Origin of the sequence: Litorilinea aerophila (assembly GCF_006569185.2) — a bacterium.
Classification (GTDB): domain Bacteria; phylum Chloroflexota; class Anaerolineae; order Caldilineales; family Caldilineaceae; genus Litorilinea; species Litorilinea aerophila.
Window position 1 is genome coordinate 78,967 of record NZ_VIGC02000007.1, and the last position, 19,897, is coordinate 98,863.

At 65.1% G+C, this 19,897-nt stretch carries 13 protein-coding genes, 1 tRNA gene and 2 pseudogenes; 10 read left to right on the plus strand and 6 right to left on the minus strand.

The features are described from left to right. Window positions 1-57: 57 nt before the first annotated feature. The 4 genes from FKZ61_RS06745 (at window position 58) to FKZ61_RS06760 (ending at window position 5,955) form a co-directional block, all read left to right on the plus strand. Window positions 58-3,141: a penicillin-binding protein gene (locus tag FKZ61_RS06745; protein ID WP_141609319.1), complete on the plus strand. Its 3,084-nt coding sequence runs from the start codon at window positions 58-60 to the stop codon at window positions 3,139-3,141. 92 nt (window positions 3,142-3,233) lie between these two features. Next, the gene (gene surE / locus FKZ61_RS06750) at window positions 3,234-4,070 is read left to right on the plus strand and encodes a 5'/3'-nucleotidase SurE (protein ID WP_141609320.1); all 837 of its coding nucleotides are present in this window, start codon (window positions 3,234-3,236) and stop codon (window positions 4,068-4,070) included. 95 nt (window positions 4,071-4,165) lie between these two features. Continuing rightward, window positions 4,166-5,074 carry a DUF1648 domain-containing protein gene (locus tag FKZ61_RS06755; protein WP_141609321.1) on the plus strand — a complete coding sequence of 303 codons (909 nt, stop codon included), beginning with the start codon at window positions 4,166-4,168 and terminating at the stop codon, window positions 5,072-5,074. Window positions 5,075-5,157: 83 nt separating this feature from the next. Beyond that, window positions 5,158-5,955: a dolichyl-phosphate beta-glucosyltransferase gene (locus tag FKZ61_RS06760; RefSeq protein WP_229964169.1), complete on the plus strand. Its 798-nt coding sequence runs from the start codon at window positions 5,158-5,160 to the stop codon at window positions 5,953-5,955. A 58-nt stretch (window positions 5,956-6,013) separates the two neighbouring features. Here the strand turns inward: FKZ61_RS06760 and FKZ61_RS06765 are convergent, their stop codons facing one another. Further along, on the minus strand, window positions 6,014-6,706 hold the full coding sequence (locus FKZ61_RS06765) for a CPBP family intramembrane glutamic endopeptidase (protein ID WP_141609322.1): 693 nt from the start codon (window positions 6,704-6,706) through the stop codon (window positions 6,014-6,016). A 120-nt stretch (window positions 6,707-6,826) separates the two neighbouring features. On the opposite strand from FKZ61_RS06765, the gene FKZ61_RS06770 reads away from it, so the two are divergent. Next, window positions 6,827-7,828, plus strand: coding sequence for a DinB family protein (locus tag FKZ61_RS06770; protein WP_170199376.1), 1,002 nt, complete (start codon window positions 6,827-6,829; stop codon window positions 7,826-7,828). A gap of 340 nt (window positions 7,829-8,168) precedes the next feature. Here FKZ61_RS06770 and FKZ61_RS24425 read toward each other — a convergent pair. The 4 genes and pseudogenes from FKZ61_RS24425 to rpsF all read right to left on the minus strand — a co-directional run. Continuing rightward, window positions 8,169-9,030: pseudogene (locus tag FKZ61_RS24425) on the minus strand (peptidylprolyl isomerase); the annotation flags it as partial. A gap of 15 nt (window positions 9,031-9,045) precedes the next feature. Next, window positions 9,046-9,525: pseudogene (locus tag FKZ61_RS24430) on the minus strand (SurA N-terminal domain-containing protein); the annotation flags it as partial. Window positions 9,526-9,528: 3 nt separating this feature from the next. Beyond that, window positions 9,529-9,780 carry a 30S ribosomal protein S18 gene (gene rpsR / locus FKZ61_RS24435; protein ID WP_141609419.1) on the minus strand — a complete coding sequence of 84 codons (252 nt, stop codon included), beginning with the start codon at window positions 9,778-9,780 and terminating at the stop codon, window positions 9,529-9,531. Window positions 9,781-10,215: 435 nt separating this feature from the next. Then, a complete protein-coding gene (rpsF, locus tag FKZ61_RS06785; RefSeq protein WP_141609325.1) occupies window positions 10,216-10,518 on the minus strand; it encodes a 30S ribosomal protein S6 in 303 nt (100 codons plus the stop codon). 267 nt (window positions 10,519-10,785) lie between these two features. Here rpsF and FKZ61_RS06790 point away from each other — a divergent pair, with 267 nt between their 5' ends. Further along, a complete protein-coding gene (locus FKZ61_RS06790; RefSeq protein ID WP_141609326.1) occupies window positions 10,786-12,015 on the plus strand; it encodes a tRNA-queuosine alpha-mannosyltransferase domain-containing protein in 1,230 nt (409 codons plus the stop codon). Here the strand turns inward: FKZ61_RS06790 and FKZ61_RS06795 are convergent. Further along, a complete protein-coding gene (locus tag FKZ61_RS06795) occupies window positions 11,994-12,362 on the minus strand; it encodes a cold-shock protein (protein WP_141609327.1) in 369 nt (122 codons plus the stop codon). The genes FKZ61_RS06790 and FKZ61_RS06795 overlap by 22 nt on opposite strands. A 90-nt stretch (window positions 12,363-12,452) precedes the next feature. Here FKZ61_RS06795 and FKZ61_RS06800 point away from each other — a divergent pair. The 4 genes from FKZ61_RS06800 (at window position 12,453) to FKZ61_RS06815 (ending at window position 19,667) form a co-directional block, all read left to right on the plus strand. Further along, window positions 12,453-12,523: transfer RNA gene (locus FKZ61_RS06800), tRNA-Cys, on the plus strand. A 329-nt stretch (window positions 12,524-12,852) separates the two neighbouring features. Beyond that, a complete protein-coding gene (locus tag FKZ61_RS06805) occupies window positions 12,853-15,807 on the plus strand; it encodes a transglycosylase domain-containing protein (protein ID WP_141609328.1) in 2,955 nt (984 codons plus the stop codon). A gap of 48 nt (window positions 15,808-15,855) precedes the next feature. Then, window positions 15,856-17,043: a hypothetical protein gene (locus tag FKZ61_RS06810; protein WP_141609329.1), complete on the plus strand. Its 1,188-nt coding sequence runs from the start codon at window positions 15,856-15,858 to the stop codon at window positions 17,041-17,043. Between the two features lie 644 nt (window positions 17,044-17,687). Continuing rightward, window positions 17,688-19,667: a fasciclin domain-containing protein gene (locus tag FKZ61_RS06815; protein ID WP_141609330.1), complete on the plus strand. Its 1,980-nt coding sequence runs from the start codon at window positions 17,688-17,690 to the stop codon at window positions 19,665-19,667. Window positions 19,668-19,897 lie beyond the last annotated feature (230 nt).

The following is a 19,897-nucleotide window of genomic DNA, read 5'->3' on the forward strand; positions in this document are numbered from 1 at the left end:
TGTGAGACGCACAGCCGCGCGTCCCTACCCGGATTCGGAATTGGATGAGGTTCGTCTATGAGCCATCTTGATCGTCACGATCAAATTTTGATTTTGCGCCGCAAACGGTATCGGGCCCGAGCCAATCGGCCCCGCCCCTGGCTGTGGGCCGGCCAGGGGATGCTGGCCGTGGTGGGCTCCTTCCTGCTGATGGTGGGGGCGTTCACCGGCGTGGGAGTTGCCACGGTGGTGGGCATCTACAACACCTACGCCGCCCAACTGCCCGATGCCAGCGTCATCGAATCCCAACAGGAAGAGTTCCAGACCGTCCGCATCTACGACCGGACGGGCCGGCATCTGCTGTACGAGAGCGTGGATCCCCGGCCCTTCCGGGGCGACCGCACCTACATTCCCCTGGCGGAAATGTCGCCGTGGGTGCCCAAGGCTGCCGTCGCGCTGGAAGACCGCAATTTTTGGGAAAACCCGGGCATCAACGTCCGGGGTCTCCTCCGGGCCTTTGTCTCCATGGCCCAGGGCGGCGCGGTACAGGGTGGCTCATCCATCACCCAGCAGCTCATCAAAAACGTGGTGATCCCGGTGGAGGAGCGGGCCCAGCGCAGCTACGCCCGCAAGCTGAAGGAAGTCATCCTGGCCATGGAGGTCACCCGGCGCTATCCCAAGGAAAAGATCCTGGAATGGTATCTGAACTATAATTTCTACGGCAATTTGGCCTATGGCGTGGAAGCCGCCAGCCAGGTCTACTTTGGCAAGAGCAGCGCAGAGCTCAACCTGGCCGAGGCCGCCATGCTGGCCCCCATCCCCCAGTACCCGGCCCTGAATCCCATCGACAATCCGGAGGAAGCCAAGCGCCGCCAGGGGATCACCCTCCAGGCCATGGTGGACGCCGGCTACATTACCCAGGCTGAGGCCGATGCTGCCTTCCAGCAGCCCCTCTCCCTGCGTACATCGGTCGCGGAGCGCTTTGACATCCTGACCGCGCCCCACTTCGCCCTGTACGTGCTGGACCAGGTCAAAAAGGAGTTCAACACCGCCGAGGATCCCTTCTTCATCTGGAAGAAGGGGCTCACCATCTACACCACCCTGGACGTGGAGCTCCAGCGCTATGCAGAGCAGGTGGCCCGGGAGCAGGTGGCCCAGTTGATGGCCCAGGGCAAAAACGCCAGCAACGCCGCCGTGGTGGCCATCAAGAACGACACCGGCGAGATCCTGGCCATGGTGGGCTCCCTGGACTACAACAACGAGGAGATCGACGGCCAGGTGAACATGGCCCTGGCCGAGCGCCAGCCCGGCTCCAGCTTCAAGCCCTACGTCTACCTGACCGCGCTCCAGCAGGGCATGACCGCGGCCACCATGATCCTGGATGTGGCCACCGCCTTCCCCATGGCCGACGGCACCTACTACCGGCCGGAAAACTACGACCGCACGTATCACGGCCCCGTCTCCCTGCGCAACGCGCTGGCCCGCTCTTACAACATCCCCGCCATCCGGGTCATGGACCAGGTGGGGGTGGCCAATGCCCTGCGCACCGCCCATCGCATGGGCATCAACGGCCTCAACCGGGGCCTGAACTTCTACGGCCTCAGCCTGGTGCTGGGCGGCGGTGAGGTCTCCCTGCTGGACCACACCTACGCCTACAGCGTCCTGGGCAACCTGGGCGTCATGGTGGGCGAGCCGGTGCCCCCGGCAGAACGGCGCTCCGGCTATCGGGAGCTGAACCCCGTCTCCATCCTCCAGGTGCGGGACAGCGAGGGCAACATCCTGAAGAAGTACGAGCAGCCGGTGGCCCAGCGCATCGTGAGCGCGGCGGTGGCCTACGTCATGAACGACATCCTCTCGGACGACAACGCACGCGCGCCGGCCTTTGGCGCCAACACGGACCTCACCCTGCCGGACCGCCGGGTGGCGGCCAAGACCGGCACTACCAACGGCTGGAAGGACAACTGGACCATGGGCTTCACGCCCCAACTGACCGTGGGCGTGTGGGTGGGCAACACCGACAACGAGCCCATGGAAAATGTCACCGGCCTTTCCGGCGCGGCTCCTATCTGGAACGCGGTCATGCGCAAGTACCACGAGGGCCTGCCGCCCACCTGGTACGATCGGCCGCCCGATGTCACCACCCGTACCGTCTGCATGCCCAGCGGCCTTCTGCCCAGCCCCACCTGCCCGCCCTCCAGCCAGCGGAGCGAAATCTTCGTGGCCGGGACAGAGCCCACCCTGACCGACTACATCTGGCAGGCCTTTGAAATCGACACCGAGACCGGCAAGTTGGCTTCCCCCCTGACGCCGCCAGAACGCCGGGAAACCCGGGTCTACCAGATCCTGCCTCAAGAGGCGGCCGACTGGGTGCGGGAGAACGGCATCGAACAGCCGCCCCAGGAGCAGAGCCTGGTCAGCCTGGAAGATGTGGACCCGGACGCGGCCATCATCTCCCCCACCCTCAACGGCTACATCGGCGGGGTGGTGGAGATCCGGGGCAATGCCCGGGGTGGGCCGTACCAGCTGGAATTCGGCCGGGGGGCCGATCCCCAGGAGTGGACGCCCATCGGCCCCGAACACAACGGCGACGTGGTCAACGACGTCCTGGAACGCTTCGACACCACCGGCCTGGAGGAGGGCCTTTACACCCTGCGCCTCACCGTCAAACGGGGGGACGGGGTCCGGGTCTGGACTACGCCGGTGACCGTGGACAACACGCCGCCCAGCGTGGTCATCAGCGAACCCAAGCCCAACCAGCTCTACGTGATGGAGGACGACGAGCAGGTCAATATCAACGTCCTGATCAACGACACGTGGGCGGTGGATCGGGTAGAGTTCATGATTGACGGCAGCACCTTTGTCACCACGACGGTGGCGCCGTACAATGAGCGCTGGAAGATCACCATGCGGGACATCGCCCAGATCGAGGCGCCCGAGACCCAGAACTGGCTGGGCTTCGAGAGCGACGATCCCGACGTCAAGCCGGGGCGCATGCGCCCCTTCGAGGATGGCTTCCAGGCCATCCGCACGGCGGAAGGGGTCTACTTCGAGAGCCACCTGATCAAGGTGGTCGGCTACGACCGGGCCGGCAACAAGGCGGAGAGCGACGAGGTACGCATCTACGTGCGCCACCGGCCCCCACGCACGGACCGCTCGCCGTGATCCAGGCGGCCACCCCGGCCCCAACCGTAGGGGCGGAGCTTGCTCCACCCGGGGCCATCGACAGCGTGGAAAAAGAATGAAGGAAACAGAGGATGCCCACGATCCTGGTAACCAATGACGATGGGGTACAAAGCCCCGGGCTGCTGGCCCTGAAACAGGCCCTGGAAGCCATCGCCGACGTGGTGGTCCTGGCCCCAGAGCGCAACTGGAGCGCCTCCAGCCACGCCAAGACCATGCACAAGCCCTTGCGGGTGAATCCGGTCACCCTGGCCGATGGTAGCCCGGCCTTTGCCAGCAGCGGCAGCCCAACGGACTGCGTGGCCCTGGCCGCCGGCGGCGTGTTGGGCGTCCAGCCGGACCTGGTGGTCAGCGGCGTGAACAACGGCCATAACCTGGGTATCGACATCACCTACAGCGGCACCGTGGCCTGTGCCATGGAGGCGACCATCAAGGGCATCCCCGGCATCGCCGTGAGCACAGCGGTGCCGGAGGAGGCCGCCATGGCCGATGGGGAGCCTTTCCAGGTGGCGGCCCTGGCCGCGGCACGGGTGGCCCGGGCCGTCCTGGCCCATGGCCTTCCCCCCAAAACCCTGCTGAACGTCAACGTGCCAGCCCTCCCCTGGGACCGCCTGCGGGGAATCCACATCACCCGCATGGGCAGCCGCCACTACCCCGCGACGGAGCTGATTGCCCGGGAAGATCCCTGGGGCCGGCCCTACTACTGGCTGGGCGGCTCCGGCCCGGTGGACGTGGCCGACGACGGCACGGACGTGGGCGCGGTCAAACATGGCTACATCAGCATCACGCCCATCACCCTGGACATGACCGACTACACTTTCCTGGCGGAGTTGACCCGCTGGGATCTGGGCGTTTGGGACGGCAACATCCGGGCAGAAGAGGTGCAACGTGATGGTGGCCGTCCTGGATAGCAGCGTGCATCGCCAATTTTCGGTAGGGCCAGGGATTGCCCTGGCCGGTGGGCGCAGCCAGCAGCGCCCCTACCTGATTCTCAAGGGGGCGGCCTATGGTCTTTAAGGCTCGGCCCTGCAAGAGCCGCTGGGAAGGGCTCCTGGTCACAGGCTGGATCCTCCTGGTGGATCTGCTCCTGATTATCTGGATGGCGCGGCGCTCGGTGGATTGGCTGCAGTTTCTGCTTCTGCTGCTGGTGCTGATCAGCCTGCCGGTGCTGGTGCACCTGGCCTGGCGCACCTGGGCCGCGTGGACGCTGGAGTACTGGGTGGATCGGAATGCCGTCACCGTGCGGTGGGGGTTGGTTCGCCAGATCGTTCCCCTGCACCGCATCCGTCGGGTGATCGAAGGGGGCATCCTGGAGTTGGGGCAGGGCGGGCGCCTGGAGTGGCCCGCGCCCTACCTGCGTCGGGCGCGCGGGCTGGGCTTACTGACGGTGGACATGTTCGCCACCGTCCCCCTCTCCCAGTGCCTGCTCCTGGAGACGGACGAAGCCATCTTTGCCCTTTCCCCGGCCGAGCCCGCCCGCTTTCTGGACGCCCTGCAAGAACACTACCGGCTGGGGCCGGTGCGGGATCTGCCCATCTCCCGGCAGGAGGATGCCTGGTGGCTCCGGCTGCTGAGTCAGGAGGGGGTGGGGGTGTGGCTGCTGCTGGGCGGCTTTGTGGGGACTATCCTGCTGTTCGGATATCTCATGATCCATTTCCCCAATTTGCCCGATGCCCTGGCTTTTCACTACAATAGCGAAGGCCTGCCGGATGTGATCCGGGCTAAGACGGCCCTGTTTCTGTTGCCGGCCATCGGCCTGCTCACCTGGCTGGTCAACGGGCTCTGGGGCCTCTGGATGATTTTTCGTCGGCAGCGGACGGGTGCATACATGTTGTGGGGAGGCACGCTCATTGTGCAGATCTGTTCCCTGTTGGCCCTGCACAGCCTCATCCTCAACAGTCTCAACCCGGGGTGACATCTGCCCGGCCCGACGGCAACCGGCCTTGAGCCCTGCCGGTCTGGTTGCGGATGGACGCTGGATAAACAGGAAGACGATTCGTGAGTGAGTTGAAGCAGACGCCGTTCCTAAGCGTCATCATTCCAGCCTACAACGAAGAAAAGCGTCTGCCGCCGGCCTTGATGCGGATTGCCCATTTCCTCCGCACCCAGCCGTACCCGGCCGAGGTGTTGGTGGTGGAGAATGGCTCCACCGACGGTACGGCCCAGGTGGTCCGACACTTCTGTGCCCAGGAGTTGCGGCCGGAGGATCCCTTCACGGTCCAGCTTCTCCACAGCGAGAAGGGCAAGGGCAATGCGGTGAAGACGGGCGTGATGGCCGCTCGTGGGGAGTATCTGCTGATTTCCGACACGGATCTGGCGGTGCCCATCGAAGAGGTATCCAAATTTCTCCCGCCTGCGCTCCCGGCCCGCAACTACGGCATCGCCATCGCCAGCCGGGAGATCCCGGGCGCGGTACGCCACGGAGAGCCGGTCTACCGCCATGTCATGGGGCGTGTTTTCAACCTGTTGGTGCGCCTGCTGGCCGTGCCCGGCATCCAGGATACCCAGTGTGGGTTCAAGTGTTTCAGCCGGGAGGCGGCTCGCCAGATCTTCCCCCTGCAGCGCATCTCCGGCTGGGGCTTCGACGTGGAGCTCCTCTACATCGCCCTGCATCACGGCATCCCCATTGTGGAAATCCCGGTGAACTGGCACTACGGCGAGGACAGCCGGGTCAGTCCCATTCGGGATACCATCAACATGCTTTCCGAGCTGCTGGAAATTCGCCGCAACGGCCGGGCCGGCCTCTACGATCGGGCGCCGGTGCCCCCGGTGACGGACGAGCTGCCCGCTGCCTAGCCCCGTGGGTGCGGCCCATGGAGGCGAAGTAGATCGTCATCCACGGGCAGTCTACCCATTACTGGACCGACTCGGGGCGCTCCGCGCCCATGGCCAGCCAGATCTGGACAGCGTTGGCCACGTAGTGGGTGACCAGGGGCGTTAGAAGGCTTCCCTGCTCCAGGAAGAGGACGCCCAGGAAGATGCCCGCCAGGCTGGCGCCGGTCATCCCCCACAACCCCTGGGGGCTGTGCATCAGCCCAAACAAAATTCCCCAGCCGACCACCAGCAGCGGCGCGGGCAGGATGGGTAACAGGCCACCCACCAGCAGGCTGCGGAAGAGCAGCTCTTCCAGGAGCACCACCGGGATCAGGGCCAGCAGCACCCCCAATAGCTCCCAGGCCGTGCGGGGCACGATGATTTCCAGCAGCAGGGGCGAGTAGTAGCGATGGCCGGTTCGGGCCGTCAGCCAGCGGGTGGCGCCGTAGAAAAAGAGAGCCAGCATCACCCCGAGGCTGATCCCCAAAACGACCTGGTCCCCCGCGCGGGGAAAGGTCCATCCCAACTGGGTGTGGGGCAGGCCGCTCAATTGACCCAGCCCCCCGCACACCAGAATGAGGAGCAGGCGGAACAGGTTCTCGGCCGGCAACAGGAGCACATTGCGGTTTGGGCGCCAGGTGCGCAGGAGCCGGGCGGTCGAATAGGTCCCATAGCCGATGAACGCGGTCAGGCCCAGCGTGACGGCCACAAACAACCAGTAACGTAGCGGCATGGTTCCTTTTCCCCAGATCCCCCTGTTGTTTCATCAGCCACCCATGGATCGGGTGGACATGCCATGCGCCCCGCCCCCGTCGGGCGCTTCCTTTATTCTGGAGAGAGACGAGTGAACGCCATGCATCCATCCCCACCCAGCGCGCCCCAGGTCCTGGCCACCCGGCTCCAGGCCAGCTATGAGCGGCTGTGGCAGGTCTTGAGCCTGTTGGAGCCCCAGGAACTGGATAAGGCAGTTTTGCCGGGCGGCTGGACCCCCAAGGCGCTCCTGGCGCACATCGCTTTTTGGGATGATTACCAGACCCGGCGGATGCAGGCGGCCCTGGCCGGTACCGCGGCCCGACGGGGCCGGGAACCCATCCAAATGGACAACGATCAACGGGCTCAGGTAGATGCCCATCGCCCGTGGACGGCCATCGTCGCCGAGGCCGACGGCGCCCGAGCCCGGATGGTCCAGTTTGTGCAACAGTTGTCGCCAGAGGCGCTTCAGGGCACCTATTCCGAAGGCGAGGAGACCCTGAACCTGGAGCGGCTGATCCGGCACATGGTTCACCACACCCAGAGCCATACCCAGGAGCTGTTGCACTACTGCGGCTCCCTCCAGCGCTGGACGCGGCCCGGGCTGCGCCATTTCTTTCAGGAGCAGTACGAAACCCTGATGGCGGCCATCGGTGGGTTCCATGAGGACACGCTGCTGTCCGCCCGGGTCTGCGGTTCCTGGAGCATCCGCGATGTGCTGGCCCATGTGCTGGCCTGGAATGAGTACGGCTACCACCTGGCAAAAGGGTGGCCGGAGCCTGCGCCTGCCTCCCTGGCCCCGTGGCAACGAGAACCGGGAGAAAGCCTGGATGCACTCAACCGTCGGCTCTTGGATGCCCGATCCAGCCTGGATCCCATCCAGATCGCCGATGGCCTGATCACCTGGCACCGACGGCTCTTGCGCCTCTTCGACCAGGCCACGGATGAGGCTTTGAACACCCAGGGCCAGACCTGGATGGGCCCCCTGCCCCTCTCGGGGGTATTTTTTGAAATAGCCCGCCATGAGGCGGAGCATGCAGCCCAGATCTGGCAATTCCGGGCCGATTCTGGACTCCCCCGGGGAAACCCCAGCTTGCCCAGATGAACGCAGATTTTCCAGAGAGCCGGTCTCTGTTACCTGGGTAATCCGGGGCTATTTGCAGGAGAGCCTTCTGCTGTCTGACAAAAGTCGTGGTTCGCAAGAAGGCCGGCCCACCATTGGAGGGCCGGCCTTCTTGCTGCTTCATCTGGGAATGGACGAGGCTACCCCTACGGCGTCAGGCCCGAGAGGGAGGCCGACTGCAGGTCCCGGGGCAGCTTGGAGACCAGGTCGTCTGGCCGCTGGATGGGTGTGGCGGCCACCTGTTCCTGGAGCCATTCCTGGAAAGCCTGGCGTCGCTCATTGGCCAGGGTGGACTCATCCTTGGGATGGTTGGGATCTTTTTCCAGCACTTCGATCAGGTGGTAGCCGAAGTCCGTCTTGATGGGCTCGCTTACCTCGCCCACCGCCAGGGAGAAGGCCGCTTCTTCAAAGGCGGGTACCATCACCCCCCGGCCGAACCACCCCAGGTCGCCGCCGTTGGCTGCGCTCCCCGGGTCGTCGCTGTACTCCTGGGCCAGGGTGGCGAAGTCTTCGCCGTCCAGGATGCGCTGGCGCAGTTCCTGGGCCAGCGCCAGGGCTTCGGCCTCGGTGCGCAGGGATGGATCCACCGGTTCGCCCTGAACGGTCTCACTCAGGTTGGCCGTGGCCGTAATCCCGGCAGTGGCACTCACAGCGCCGGTGGCGGTGATGGTGCTGGCTGCCGTCGCGTCCGCGGCGGTGTCGCTCAGCACGCCCTCGGCCGTGATGGCCGCCGAGGCGGTCAGGGGGACCGTGCTGGTCAGCGTTGGGCTGACCTCCAGGCTGGTTTCAGGTGAGGGTGGCGTCTCTGTGAAGCGGATCAGGATGTGGCGGGCGTGGACCGCCTCTTCTGTCTCTGCCACCCGCTCCTTGCCGATGACCTCCGCCAGTTTGTCGGAAAGCAGGCGGATCCGGATCACCTCCCGGTATTCGTCCAGGCTCATGCCCGCGATCTCCTGCAGGGACTGTTCCAGCTGGGCCAGCCCTTCCTGGTACTGGCTGTCGGTCAGGATGGGACGGGTGGGCGCCGGCGCGGGTGTGGGAAGCGGGGTGGCGGTGGCTGTCACGGCCACGCTCACATCGATGGTGGGGGTGGGCGTGGGTGTCCAGCTGGCCGCGGTGGCGGTGGCTGCGGTGGCTGCCTCCGCCGTGGCTGTGGCCTGGGGCACCGTGATGGCCCCTTGCATGGCCGCCACTTCCTCCCGCAGGGCCGCTTCCACCTCTTCATCGCTGACGGTGATGCCCCGGGCTGCAGCTTCCTTGCGGATGATGACCTCGTTGATCATCTGGTCCAACACCTGGACGCCCAGGGCAAAGGGGCTGCTCAGGGTCGCCTGGATCTGGTTGATCTGGGCGGTGAAGAAGCCCTGGCCGCCGAACTGCTGTTCCAGTTGCTGCATCTGGATCAGTTGGTTCTGCAGCCGGCTCCGCTGGAGGTAGACGCGCTTCCAGAAATCCCGGGTGACGATGGTCTCATCGCCCACCCGGGCCAGCGTGCTGTTGGGCTTGATGGCGAATTCAGCGATGGCGCCAAAGATGATCACCAGCAGGGCAAGGCCGACGGCGATGCCCGTGCCGATGATCAACTTTTGATTGCGCTCCCGGGTGCGGGCATTCAGGCGAACCTCTTTGCGTGTCAGTTCGCGCGGTTGCTCTTCGGCACGCTTCTTTCGCCTGGCCATGGATCACCTGCGCTTCCGCACGATGCGCGTCTGGTCGGCCGTGTAGGGCAGCAGGGCCAGGTGTCGTGCGTGCTTGATCGCCTTGACGATCCGGCGTTGAACTTTGGCCGAAACCCGGGTCTTGCGCCGGGAGAGGATCCGCCCCCGGCGATCCAGGAAGCGGGACAGGAGGGGAATGTTCTTGTAGTCGATGTCCTCCAGACGCACGTCGGAGCCGATGCGCCGACTGCGGCGGCCGCCCCGTTCCCGCTCCACATACTCGGCGGGACCCTCGACGTAGAGGTCTTCCTCTTCGTCTTCGTCGTAGTCCTCGTCGTCCTCGTCCTCGTCGTAATCGTCGTCGTAGTCTTCGTCGTCGTCCAGATCATCGGCTGCCCGGTCCCGCAGGCTGACCTGGGTGGGGCGGGCTGCCTGGGCGGGCGACGAGGCGGGCGTCGCCTGTTGGGCGGTGCTCTCTTCGGCCGCCTGGGTTTCGTTGGTTTCGTTCTCTTCCGCCTGGGGTTCCTCGGCGGTGGGGTTCACTTGCTCGGTCATGGTGATTCCTTATTTCTCTCCAGTACAGTCTGGCGTAAATACCACGGCGAAAAGCTGGCTGCGTCTGTTCGCGTAGCCCCTGCGGGTGAATGGCCGCCGGGATCTACCGGAAACGCGCATCGCGCCTGGTCTTCGTGTAGCAGGGATGCTCCGACGTTATTTGTCCAGGCGGAGCATCAGGTGGCGCAGCACATTCTCGTTCAGGCGGAGAAATCGGTCGATCTCCCCGGTGGCTTCCGGCGGCAGCAGGAAGCGATGGAGCACATAGTGCCCTTCGAAGTGCTTCTGGATGGGGTATGCCAGGGTGCGCCGCCCCCACAGCTCGGTTGTGGTAACTTCACCCTGCTGTTCCTGGACGATCTGGCCCAGGCGCTCGTTCAGAGCCAGGATTCCTTCTTCATCCATATCTGGATGTAGAATGTACACCAATTCGTATTCGTGACGTCCATTCTCGGCCATGCGTACGCATTTCTCCTTAATTTTTGAACTGCGTCTTTCTCTGGAGATGTCCACAGGACCGCCCTGTGGACAGAAAGAACGAGGGACTGATTCAAAATCAGCTCCCCCGTTGCAGACCGTCACAGATAAGTCCCGGCAGCGGGGGGCGAGAGACCCTTGCCGTTTGACCGGCACCCGCTCTGCCGTGGTACTTGCGGCGGACTGACGACATAGTGTAGCACGAGCGGCTGAAAAGTGCCAAAATTACCACAATTTGGTCTGATAACCATGCCCAATGTCCGGGATACTGCCCAAACCGATGCCGCCCAGGACCCTGCTGCCCAAACCGATGTGGCGGCTGGCCCCCGCCGGCGGGTGTGGCTGCTCTCCCCCTACCACACAGGCAGCCACCGCTCCTGGGCGGAAGGCTATCTCCGCCATAGTCGCCATCAGGTCAGCCTGTTGACCATGGCCGGCCGTTTTTGGAAATGGCGCATGCAGGGCGGGGCGCTGGAGCTGGCCGCCCAGGCCCGGGAGCGGCTGGCCACCGCGCCCCAGCCGGATTGCATCGTGGCCACCGACATGGTCAACCTGCCCACCTGGCTGGGGCTGCTGCGCCGCCACCTGCCTTCGTCCGTGCCGGTACTTCTCTACATGCACGAGAACCAGCTCACCTACCCCTGGCGACCGGGCGAACGCAAGGACCTGACCTACGCCATGATCAACTGGCAGAGCCAGGTGGCTGCCGACGCCGTGGCTTTCAACTCCCACTTTCATCTGGAGAGCTGGTTCTCCGAGTGTCCCCGCCTGCTGAAACATTTTCCGGACTACAACCACCTGGAGCTGGTGGAGGAGGTCCGCCAGAAGAGTCACGTGCTGCCGGTAGGCATCGACGCTCGCCGCATTGTGCAGGTGGCCCAGGAGGCGCGCCCCCGGCCCCAGGCAGGTGCCGCTCCTCTGATCCTCTGGAATCAACGCTGGGAGTACGACAAGCGGCCCGACCGCTTCTTCCGCCTGCTCTACCGCCTGGCCGAGACGGGCCATGCCTTCCGCCTGGCGGTGGCGGGTGAAAACTTTCGCCAGGTGCCCGAGGAATTTGAAGAAGCCCGGCAGCGGCTGGCGTCGTCCATTGTCCATTGGGGCTACGTGCCCTCCTACCAGGCCTACCTGCAGCTTCTGGCCCAGGCCGACCTGGTCATCAGCACGGCCGACCACGAGTTTTTCGGCATCAGTGTCCTGGAGGCGGTGACGGCCGGCGCCTTTCCGCTCCTGCCCCGACGCCTGAGCTACCCCGAGCTGATCCCGGCGGCTTTGCACCCGGCCTGCCTCTACGAGGATGACGAAGATCTCTTCCAGAAGACTGCCCAGCGCCTGCGTCTTCCCCGGCCTGCCCCGCCGTCCCTGGTGGAACACGTCCTGACCCGCTACGATTGGGGCGCGGTGGCGCCCCGGTACGATGCCCTGGTGGAACGGCTGGCCGCGGAGGCCATGGCGCGTCACTCGTCCCAGTCCGGGTAATGGGCCAGCACCCGACACGACGTGGCCATGGGGCCCTGGTCTCCCATCACCACCTGGAATTCCACCAGGTCGCCCGGCCGCAGGTGCCGGCTCTCCTCCAGGTGGGAGCCGTGTACAAAGACGTCTGGCTGGCCGGGCCGCACGATGAAGCCATAGCGCCGGCGGCGGTTGTACCATTTGACCACCCCGCGCTCCCGGCCCGGCGGCGGCAAAAGCCGGCGGCATCCAGGGCACAGGGTGGGTGCCGGCTCTCCCTGCTGGCGTTTTTGGGCCTCCACCTCCCAGAGAAAGGAGATGCCGCACCGTTCGCAATAGCGAATTTCATCCTGTAAGGTTTGAAGGGCCATCCTTGCTGCTTCCTTCTCGATTTGACAATCTCGGTGCCAGTTGATAGACTGGTACATAACAAGGTTTTGGTGCGCCAACCATCTTAGCACGGCGACGTAGCCAAGCGGTAAGGCAGGGGTCTGCAAAACCCCGATCGCCGGTTCGAATCCGGCCGTCGCCTCTCCACAACTTCTCGCCATTTCTGTTCTTCAGGATCTGCTTTCCCTGTCGAGTCTCTTGCATAGGGCCTTCTGATAGGATTTCACTATAGGATAAGGTCGGCCAGGCGTCAAAACAGGCGCCATCGGGCCGGCCGTTTTTTATGTCCTGATTTTATGCCCTGATTTCAGACGGCCCTTGCAAAGAGGGAAACTATTTCCTCCCTTCGGACGTTTTTGTGGCAGGATGCAGGGCGAAGCCCCTTCCCCTGTACAGGCGGGGTAACCTGAAGGGTTCTCGGACCGTATCCATTGGGGTGGTCGATTGGGCCGTGAAGGGGAGTGAGGTCCGGTGAAGTGGCGATGTGATTTCCATCCAGGCGAGGAAGACAGGCAGGGCCAGGCGGATGTCCCGGCGACCCGGAGGCGCATCCTCTGGCGCTTCTTGAGCTGGCTGCTGGTGGCCGGGCTGCTGGCGGCCTGTAGCGGGACGAATTCCCTCCTTCCCCGCACCTCCATCATTGGATCCCGGGCGGCGGCCGACCCCCTGGCCGCGGCGGAAACTTACCTGCGCCAGTACCAGCCGGGGCCGTTGCCCCGGGTCTTCCAGACTACCCGCATCTACGACCGCCACGGCAACCTCATCGGCGAGACCTTTGACGAGGGGCGTCGCATCTGGGTGGGGTTGAACCGTATTTCGCCCTACCTGATCCAGGCCACCATCGCCACCGAAGACGCCTCGTTCTACGTCAATCCCGGCATCGACCCTGCCCGCATTGCCGGCGCCGCCATCCAAAATCTGCAGGAAGGCGAGATCGTCTCCGGTGCCAGCACCATCACCATGCAGCTGGCCCGTAACCTCTTCCTGGGACCAGAGCAGCGCTACGACCAGTCGGTGGACCGCAAGGTGCTGGAGGCCGGCCTGGCCCAGGAGCTGACCGAGCTCTACACCAAGGACGAGATCCTGGAGATGTACCTGAACCTGCTCAACTACGGTCAGCTCGCCTATGGCCCCGAGGCCGCCGCCCAGGTCTATTTCGGCAAGTCTGCCGCCGATTTGACCCTGGCAGAGGCCACCCTTCTGGCGGGCATTCCCCAGCAGCCGGCCAACCTGAACCCCTACCAAAACTTCGACGGGGCCAAAAACCGTCAGCGTACCGTGCTGGATCTCATGGTGCGCCACGGCTACCTCAGCCCGGCAGAAGCGGACCAGGTCTACGCGGAGCCCATCCATCTGGCCGGGGATCCCGGGCTGGCGCCCAACCGGGCACCCCACTTCGTCCAGTATGTGCTGGAAGAGCTGGATGCCCGCTTTGGTCCTGGCTTTGCCCGCCGGGCTGGTTTCAACGTCTATACCTCGCTGGACCTGGAGATGCAGGAGCTGGCGCAGCAGATCGTGGCCGAAAAGGTGGCCGCCCTGGCGCCCCAGTACGATCTCAGCAACGGGGCCCTGGTGGCCCTCAAGCCTGGCAGCGCCGAAATCCTGGCCATGGTGGGCAGCGCCGACTTCTACAACGAAGCCATCGCCGGCCAGGTCAACGTGACCATCAGCCTGCGTCAGCCGGGCAGCGCCATCAAACCCCTGCTCTACGCGGCTGCGCTGGAGGAGAACCTGATCAGCCCGGCCAGCGTGCTGTGGGATGTGCCTGTCACCTACACCGTGGGCCTGCCGACTGCCCTGGCCGGCAGCGGCGCCTTCGCCGTGACAGATCCCATCTATCGTCCTCGCAACTACGACAACCGCTTCCACGGGCCGGTGACGGCGCGCATGGCCCTGGCCAACAGCTACAACGTGCCCACGGTCAAATTGCTGGACCGGCTGGGCGTGCCCAATCTGCTGGAGTGGGCCCGGGCCATGGGGGTCCACAGCCTGAATCGGGACAGTAGCTGGTACGGGCTGAGTCTGACCCTGGGCGGCGGTGAAGTGACCCTGCTGGATCTGACCACGGCCTTCCATACCCTGGCCAACGGCGGCTTCTACCAGCCCCCCCAGGCCATCCTCACCGTGACCGACAGCCGGGGCCGGGTGGTGGAGGATCTGGCCCCGCCAGCGCCTCAGCCGGTCCTCTCGCCAGCCACGGCTTTCCTGGTGACCGACATCCTGAGCGACAACGCAGCCCGCACGCCCATGTTCGGCGCCAACAGCCCCCTGCGCCTGAGCCGGCCGGCCGCCGCCAAAACCGGCACCACCAGCGACTGGCGGGATAACTGGACGGTGGGCTATACTCGGTATCTGGTGGCCGGCGTTTGGGCCGGCAACAGCGATGGCCGACCCATGCGCAACGCCAGCGGCATCACCGGCGCGGCCCCCATCTGGCATGAGTTCATGGAGGCAGTCCTGGCCCGCCCTGAGCTGTGGGATACCCTGGAGGCGCCACCCGATCCGGCGGCCTGGACCTTCCAGCCGCCTCCCGACGTGGTCCAATTGCCAGATTGTCCGCCCGGCATGGCCTGCCGGCAGGGCGGTGAATATTTCAGCCGGGCCTGGCTGGAGCTGGTGGGCGAGGAGGGTCCCCTGGCCGACAGTGTGGAGCGGGTGCCCGCCGCGCCCATCTACGTCCAGCAAGGCGGGGAGACCCGGCTGGCGGCCTTCTGCCGCCTGGAAGGTGCCCTGGAACGGACGCTCCTGCGCATGCCGGGCACGTTGCCAGGCCAGGATGCCGAGGACGGGTCCGGGTGGCTGGCTGTTGAAGGCCAGGAGGGCAGCGGGGCGGCCAGCATGAGGCAGGAGCAACTGCAGGTGGTGGCCTGGGCCCTGCGGCAGGGCGCGCCGGTCAACCTGGGGCCGTGCGACCGGCTGCAGGAGCTGGTCCCGGCTGCGCTGGCCTTAGACCGGGAGACCGAGGATGCCGGCATGCGGGTGCTGGTGGATCTGGCCGGCGCCACGGAAGCAGATCCCGGCGCACCCGACCTGGCTACAGCGGTGGAGCTGGCGGCCATTGGTCAGCTCGCGGGGGGAGCGAGCCCCGGCGGCCCCTACAACCTGGTGGGGCCGGTGGTCCACAACTGGGCCTGTCCGGGCCAGTATGTGATGGGGCAGGTGGTGGATGCCAACGGCGCGCCGGTGGCCGGCGTGCGCATCCGCATGGAAGATCCGTGGGGCAACATCGCCGAAACGACGAGTAAGAGCGGCCCGGGGGATTACGGCCAGTTTGACTTTCCCATCTATGGCGCCGGGCCCCAGGATCTCATCCTGACGGTGCTGGACGCCGCGGGGAATCCGGTCAGCCCACCCATTGTCATTCCCCACAAGAAGGATGCGGAGTCGGACACGCCCTGTCATCACGTGGTACTGCGAGGTGGTTAAATCAAGGGCCTTCGGAAGGAACTGGCGGAAAAGCTGAGGCGTTGGAATATGGGCAGACCCGGTGGGTGGCCTTCGACCAGACATGTTCTGCTGTTGCTGGCGCTGTTGATCCTGGTGGGCTCCCTGTGGCTGGACCGGCAGGGGGCGGGGCATCTCTGGGCCCAGGCCAGTCCCCTGACCCAGACGCCGCTGATAACGCCCACCAAGAGCAACCGGGTGGTGAATGAGATTACCCATCCCCAGCCCGGCGATGCAGTGGCCGGCGTGGTGGAGATCTGGGGGACGGCGCTGGTGCCCTCCTACCACCGCTACGATGTCCATATTTCGCCGGCGAATCTGGACAACTGGCAGTGGCTGACCACCAGCTATCAGGTTGTGCGGGAGGATGTGCTCTACCGGTTGGACACCACCCAATTCCCCGACGGCTTCTACGACCTGCGGGTGCGTGCCATCCGGGATGATGGCAACTACACTGAGGCCTTCCTGCGGGGCCTGGAGATCCGCAATGCCAATCCTCCCACGCCCACGCCTGTGCCTGGTGCACCGCCCCAGCCGCCTTCGGTGCTCCCCACGCCTACACCCACCGTGGATGTAAGCAGCCGGGTTCCGGGCGGCCAGGGCTTCTACGCCCCGGACAATGGCGCGGTGTTGCGAGGTGCCGTGCCCATCGTGGCCACGGTCAATGGCCTGCCCAATCAGCCCTTTGCCCGCTACGAACTGGCCTTCTCCCGGGCCGGCTGGGAACAATGGCAGTGGCTGGCCGGCAGTGAGGAACAGTTCTGGCAGGCGCCCATCGCTGTGTGGGACACCACCCAGGTACCCGATGGGCTCTACGATCTCCGGCTGCGCATCATCTACCGGGATGGCAACTACAACGAGTATTTCTTGCGCAACCTGAGTGTGGCCAACCAGGGCCCGCCCACCCTGGCCTTCGCACCGCCTGTGGGCATTGTCTCCCCCCGGAGCGGCTGGACTGTGGGGCCGCTGGTGGATGTGGTCGGCACCGTGCCGGCCGAGGGCACGCTCCGCTGGGAGCTCTCCTGGTCGCTGGCCGGAAAGGAGGAGTGGCGGCTGTTGACCGTGAGCGATCGCCTTGTCCAGGATGGCCTCCTGGCTCGTTTGGATTTAAGCCAGCTTCAGGGACATCGGATCGACCTGCGGCTGCGCATTGTGCACCCGGACCAGAACTATCACGACCACGTGGTGCGGGATCTGACCATCCGGGTCGCTGAGTAAATCCTGGCAGAAATTCGCCGATGGTTTCCACCAGAGGTAGTGCCGCCCAATTTCTGCCGTGGTATTTACGCCAGACTGTACTGAGCCGGATCCATAGGATGCAGGGCCGTTGAATTTGGTCAGGATTTTTGGGTAAGGGTATAATGAGCGAATTGTGTTGCCCGTCCAACCGGCCTTTCGGGGCTGGGACCAGGAGGCGGGCCGGGCGGGCGCCCTCTGGCTGGCATCGCCAACGCCGGACGGCACCTAAGGCAGCCCCCGAACCCGGTTTCGCCTGGGACGTGCTGACACCCGTGGCTGCAGGCCTCATCAGGCAGCAGCCAACCGGTTTGTAGATATGGGTTTGTGGCTATCGCCGAGCATCTTTCGTCTGTTTGATTCACAGACATTGATTCACAGGGAGAAGGAGTGGTTGGTTATCGCTTCATAGAACGGTTGACGGCACTTTATTGACGGCTTATTGATGGCTTGTCTCACCCACATCCCATGGCCCGTCGTCCACCGCAGGCGTGGACGCTTTCTGAGCGCTTCACCGGTTTAAACCGGTTGGGCGAAGGGCCAAACAAAGCAGGACTTCGGTCTGATCCCCGATCGGCCGAAGAACAGAGATGGACTTCACAGTCAAGTTGGAGGTATTTCAAACAATGTTTAAATCGAAATTGACGCATATCGTCGGCGTCTTCCTGATTGCGGCTCTGCTGCTGGGGGCCCTGCCCCTGGGGTCGGCGGCGACGGTCCAAGGGGCACCCGTTGCCCAGGTGCGTTCCCAGCAGGTGGGCGGCACCATCCCCGGCGGCCAGTTCGCCAAGATCTGGCTGGGGCTGACCCCGACCACCCAAGGTGCCACCGTGACGGTCATCAGCGAGTGGGACCGCAACAATCCCGGCTCCCAGGGCCTGGGCTTCTACATCCTGGATCAGGACGGCCTGAACCAGGTCCTCTCTGGTAGCGCCAGGCTGCAGGACGTGAACCTGGCCGCCGGCTCTCAGTTCGGCGTGGATGCCCCGGCCAACCAGCTGGGCGCGCAGTTCCAGGCCACGGGCAGCTCCTACACCATCGTGGTCTACAACGACTCCAATAGCGATGCCAACTTTACCCTGACGGCCACCAACGCCGTCATCACCGACGACTCCGACCAGGTGCAGGATCTGTCGGCCCCCACCCCCGCCGCCACCGAGGAAGCGGAAGCCGAGGAGGCAGCGACGGCCGAGGCCACCCCTGCCCCTGCGACGGCCACCCCTGTTCCTGCGGCCACGGCTGTGACCACGGCCACCGCCACGGCTACCCCGGTGGCCGCCGTGAGCAGCACGCCCGGCGTGGTGCGGGCCACCCAGCTGCGGGGTGAGCTGCCCAACCAGAACGACCAGCACTACCTGGGGCTGGAACCCAGCGAACGGGATGGTAACATCACCCTGCTGCTCAGCTTTGAGCCCCAGGACAGCAGCGAGCTGGCCCGGCGCCTGAACTTCTGGGTGCTGGACCAGAATGGCCTCAACCGCTACCTGGATCCCAACGAAAATGTGATCCTGAGCAACGTGGCCATCGCCGCCGGCAGCGCGGACCCGCAGCTGGCCCCCAACCAGCGGCAGGCCAGCTTCAAGGCCTCTGGCTTTGGCCCCTACACGGTCATCGTCTACAACAACTCCACGGTCCCGGCCACCTACGAGCTTTCCATCGAAGGCGGCGTGCTGGTGGACGATTCCGGCCAGACCCTGACCGCTCAGCAGGCCCTCACCACGACCACCACCACGGCCCCGGCTGCTGAGGGCACCGCTACGCCCGCTGCCCAGGCCGCCACGTCCGGCACGGCAGCGACCAGCACCACCGGTACCCGCCAGGGCCAGCCGGGCGGCACCTACACTGTGCAGGCCGGCGACACCCTGAGCCTCATCGCCCGGGACATCTACGGCGATGTGAACCTGTGGGATGAGCTGTGCAGCTTCAACCAGCTCGCCGACTGCAACCGGATTGAGGTGGGCGACGTGATCCAGCTGCCCACCCGGGATCAACTTGCCTCTGGCGCGCAGGCGGCGCCCGCTGCCACCGCCACGCCGGCGCCTGCCGTCCAGGCCACGCCGACGGCCACCCCTGCCGCGACCACGGCTGTGACCAGCACCACGGCCATCACCGCCACGGAGAGCATGACCGAAACCGGCGCGGTGACCACCACCACGACGGCCACCACGACCACGAGCGCGGCCCCGTCGGCCAGCCTGAACATTGTGGATACCCTGGTGGCTTCGGGTGGCTTCACCACCCTGGTGGAGGCGCTCCAGGCGGCTGGCTTGGATGCAGCCCTGGAGGGCGCAGGTCCGTTCACCGTCTTCGCCCCCACCGATGCCGCCTTTGCCGCCCTGCCTGCCGGCGCCATGGATCAGTTGCTGGCCAATCCCACGGGCCAGTTGACCCAAATCCTGCTCTTCCACATCCTGCCCGGGCGGGTGACCTCGGCCGATATCACCAACGGCATGCAGGCCACCACCCAGCAGGGCAAGCCGGTCAACTTTGAAGTGAGCGGCGACAGCATCAAGATCAACGGCGCCAACCTGGTGGTCAAGGACATCCCCGCCACCAACGGCGTGATCCACGTGATCGACGCGGTCATCCTGCCTCCGCCGGACTAAACCTGGCCTCCTGAGCGCGATGCCGCTTTTATGCGCATGAACCAGGGGCGTTCGACTTCCCGCCGGGAAGCCGAACGCCCCTTTTTTGCGCCTTTGCGTTCAAAAATGCCCTTTTGCAGCAGGGGAGTCATACCCTTTTTTCTGTCGCGTTTGCCGGTGTCGCACAGATGTGCTACACTGGCGGCCATGAAAACTCGCCGCCTTTCCCCCAGGACGACCACGCGGGTGCA

Coding starts and splice junctions, on each gene's coding strand:
- FKZ61_RS06745 (WP_141609319.1), top strand. CDS start 58: ATGAGCCATCTTGATCGTCACGATCAAATTTTGATTTTGCGCCGCAAA.
- surE (WP_141609320.1), top strand. CDS start 3,234: ATGCCCACGATCCTGGTAACCAATGACGATGGGGTACAAAGCCCCGGG.
- FKZ61_RS06755 (WP_141609321.1), top strand. CDS start 4,166: ATGGTCTTTAAGGCTCGGCCCTGCAAGAGCCGCTGGGAAGGGCTCCTG.
- FKZ61_RS06765 (WP_141609322.1), bottom strand. CDS start 6,706: ATGCCGCTACGTTACTGGTTGTTTGTGGCCGTCACGCTGGGCCTGACC.
- FKZ61_RS06770 (WP_170199376.1), top strand. CDS start 6,827: ATGCATCCATCCCCACCCAGCGCGCCCCAGGTCCTGGCCACCCGGCTC.
- rpsF (WP_141609325.1), bottom strand. CDS start 10,518: ATGGCCGAGAATGGACGTCACGAATACGAATTGGTGTACATTCTACAT.
- FKZ61_RS06790 (WP_141609326.1), top strand. CDS start 10,786: ATGCCCAATGTCCGGGATACTGCCCAAACCGATGCCGCCCAGGACCCT.
- FKZ61_RS06795 (WP_141609327.1), bottom strand. CDS start 12,362: ATGGCCCTTCAAACCTTACAGGATGAAATTCGCTATTGCGAACGGTGC.
- FKZ61_RS06810 (WP_141609329.1), top strand. CDS start 15,856: ATGGGCAGACCCGGTGGGTGGCCTTCGACCAGACATGTTCTGCTGTTG.
- FKZ61_RS06815 (WP_141609330.1), top strand. CDS start 17,688: ATGTTTAAATCGAAATTGACGCATATCGTCGGCGTCTTCCTGATTGCG.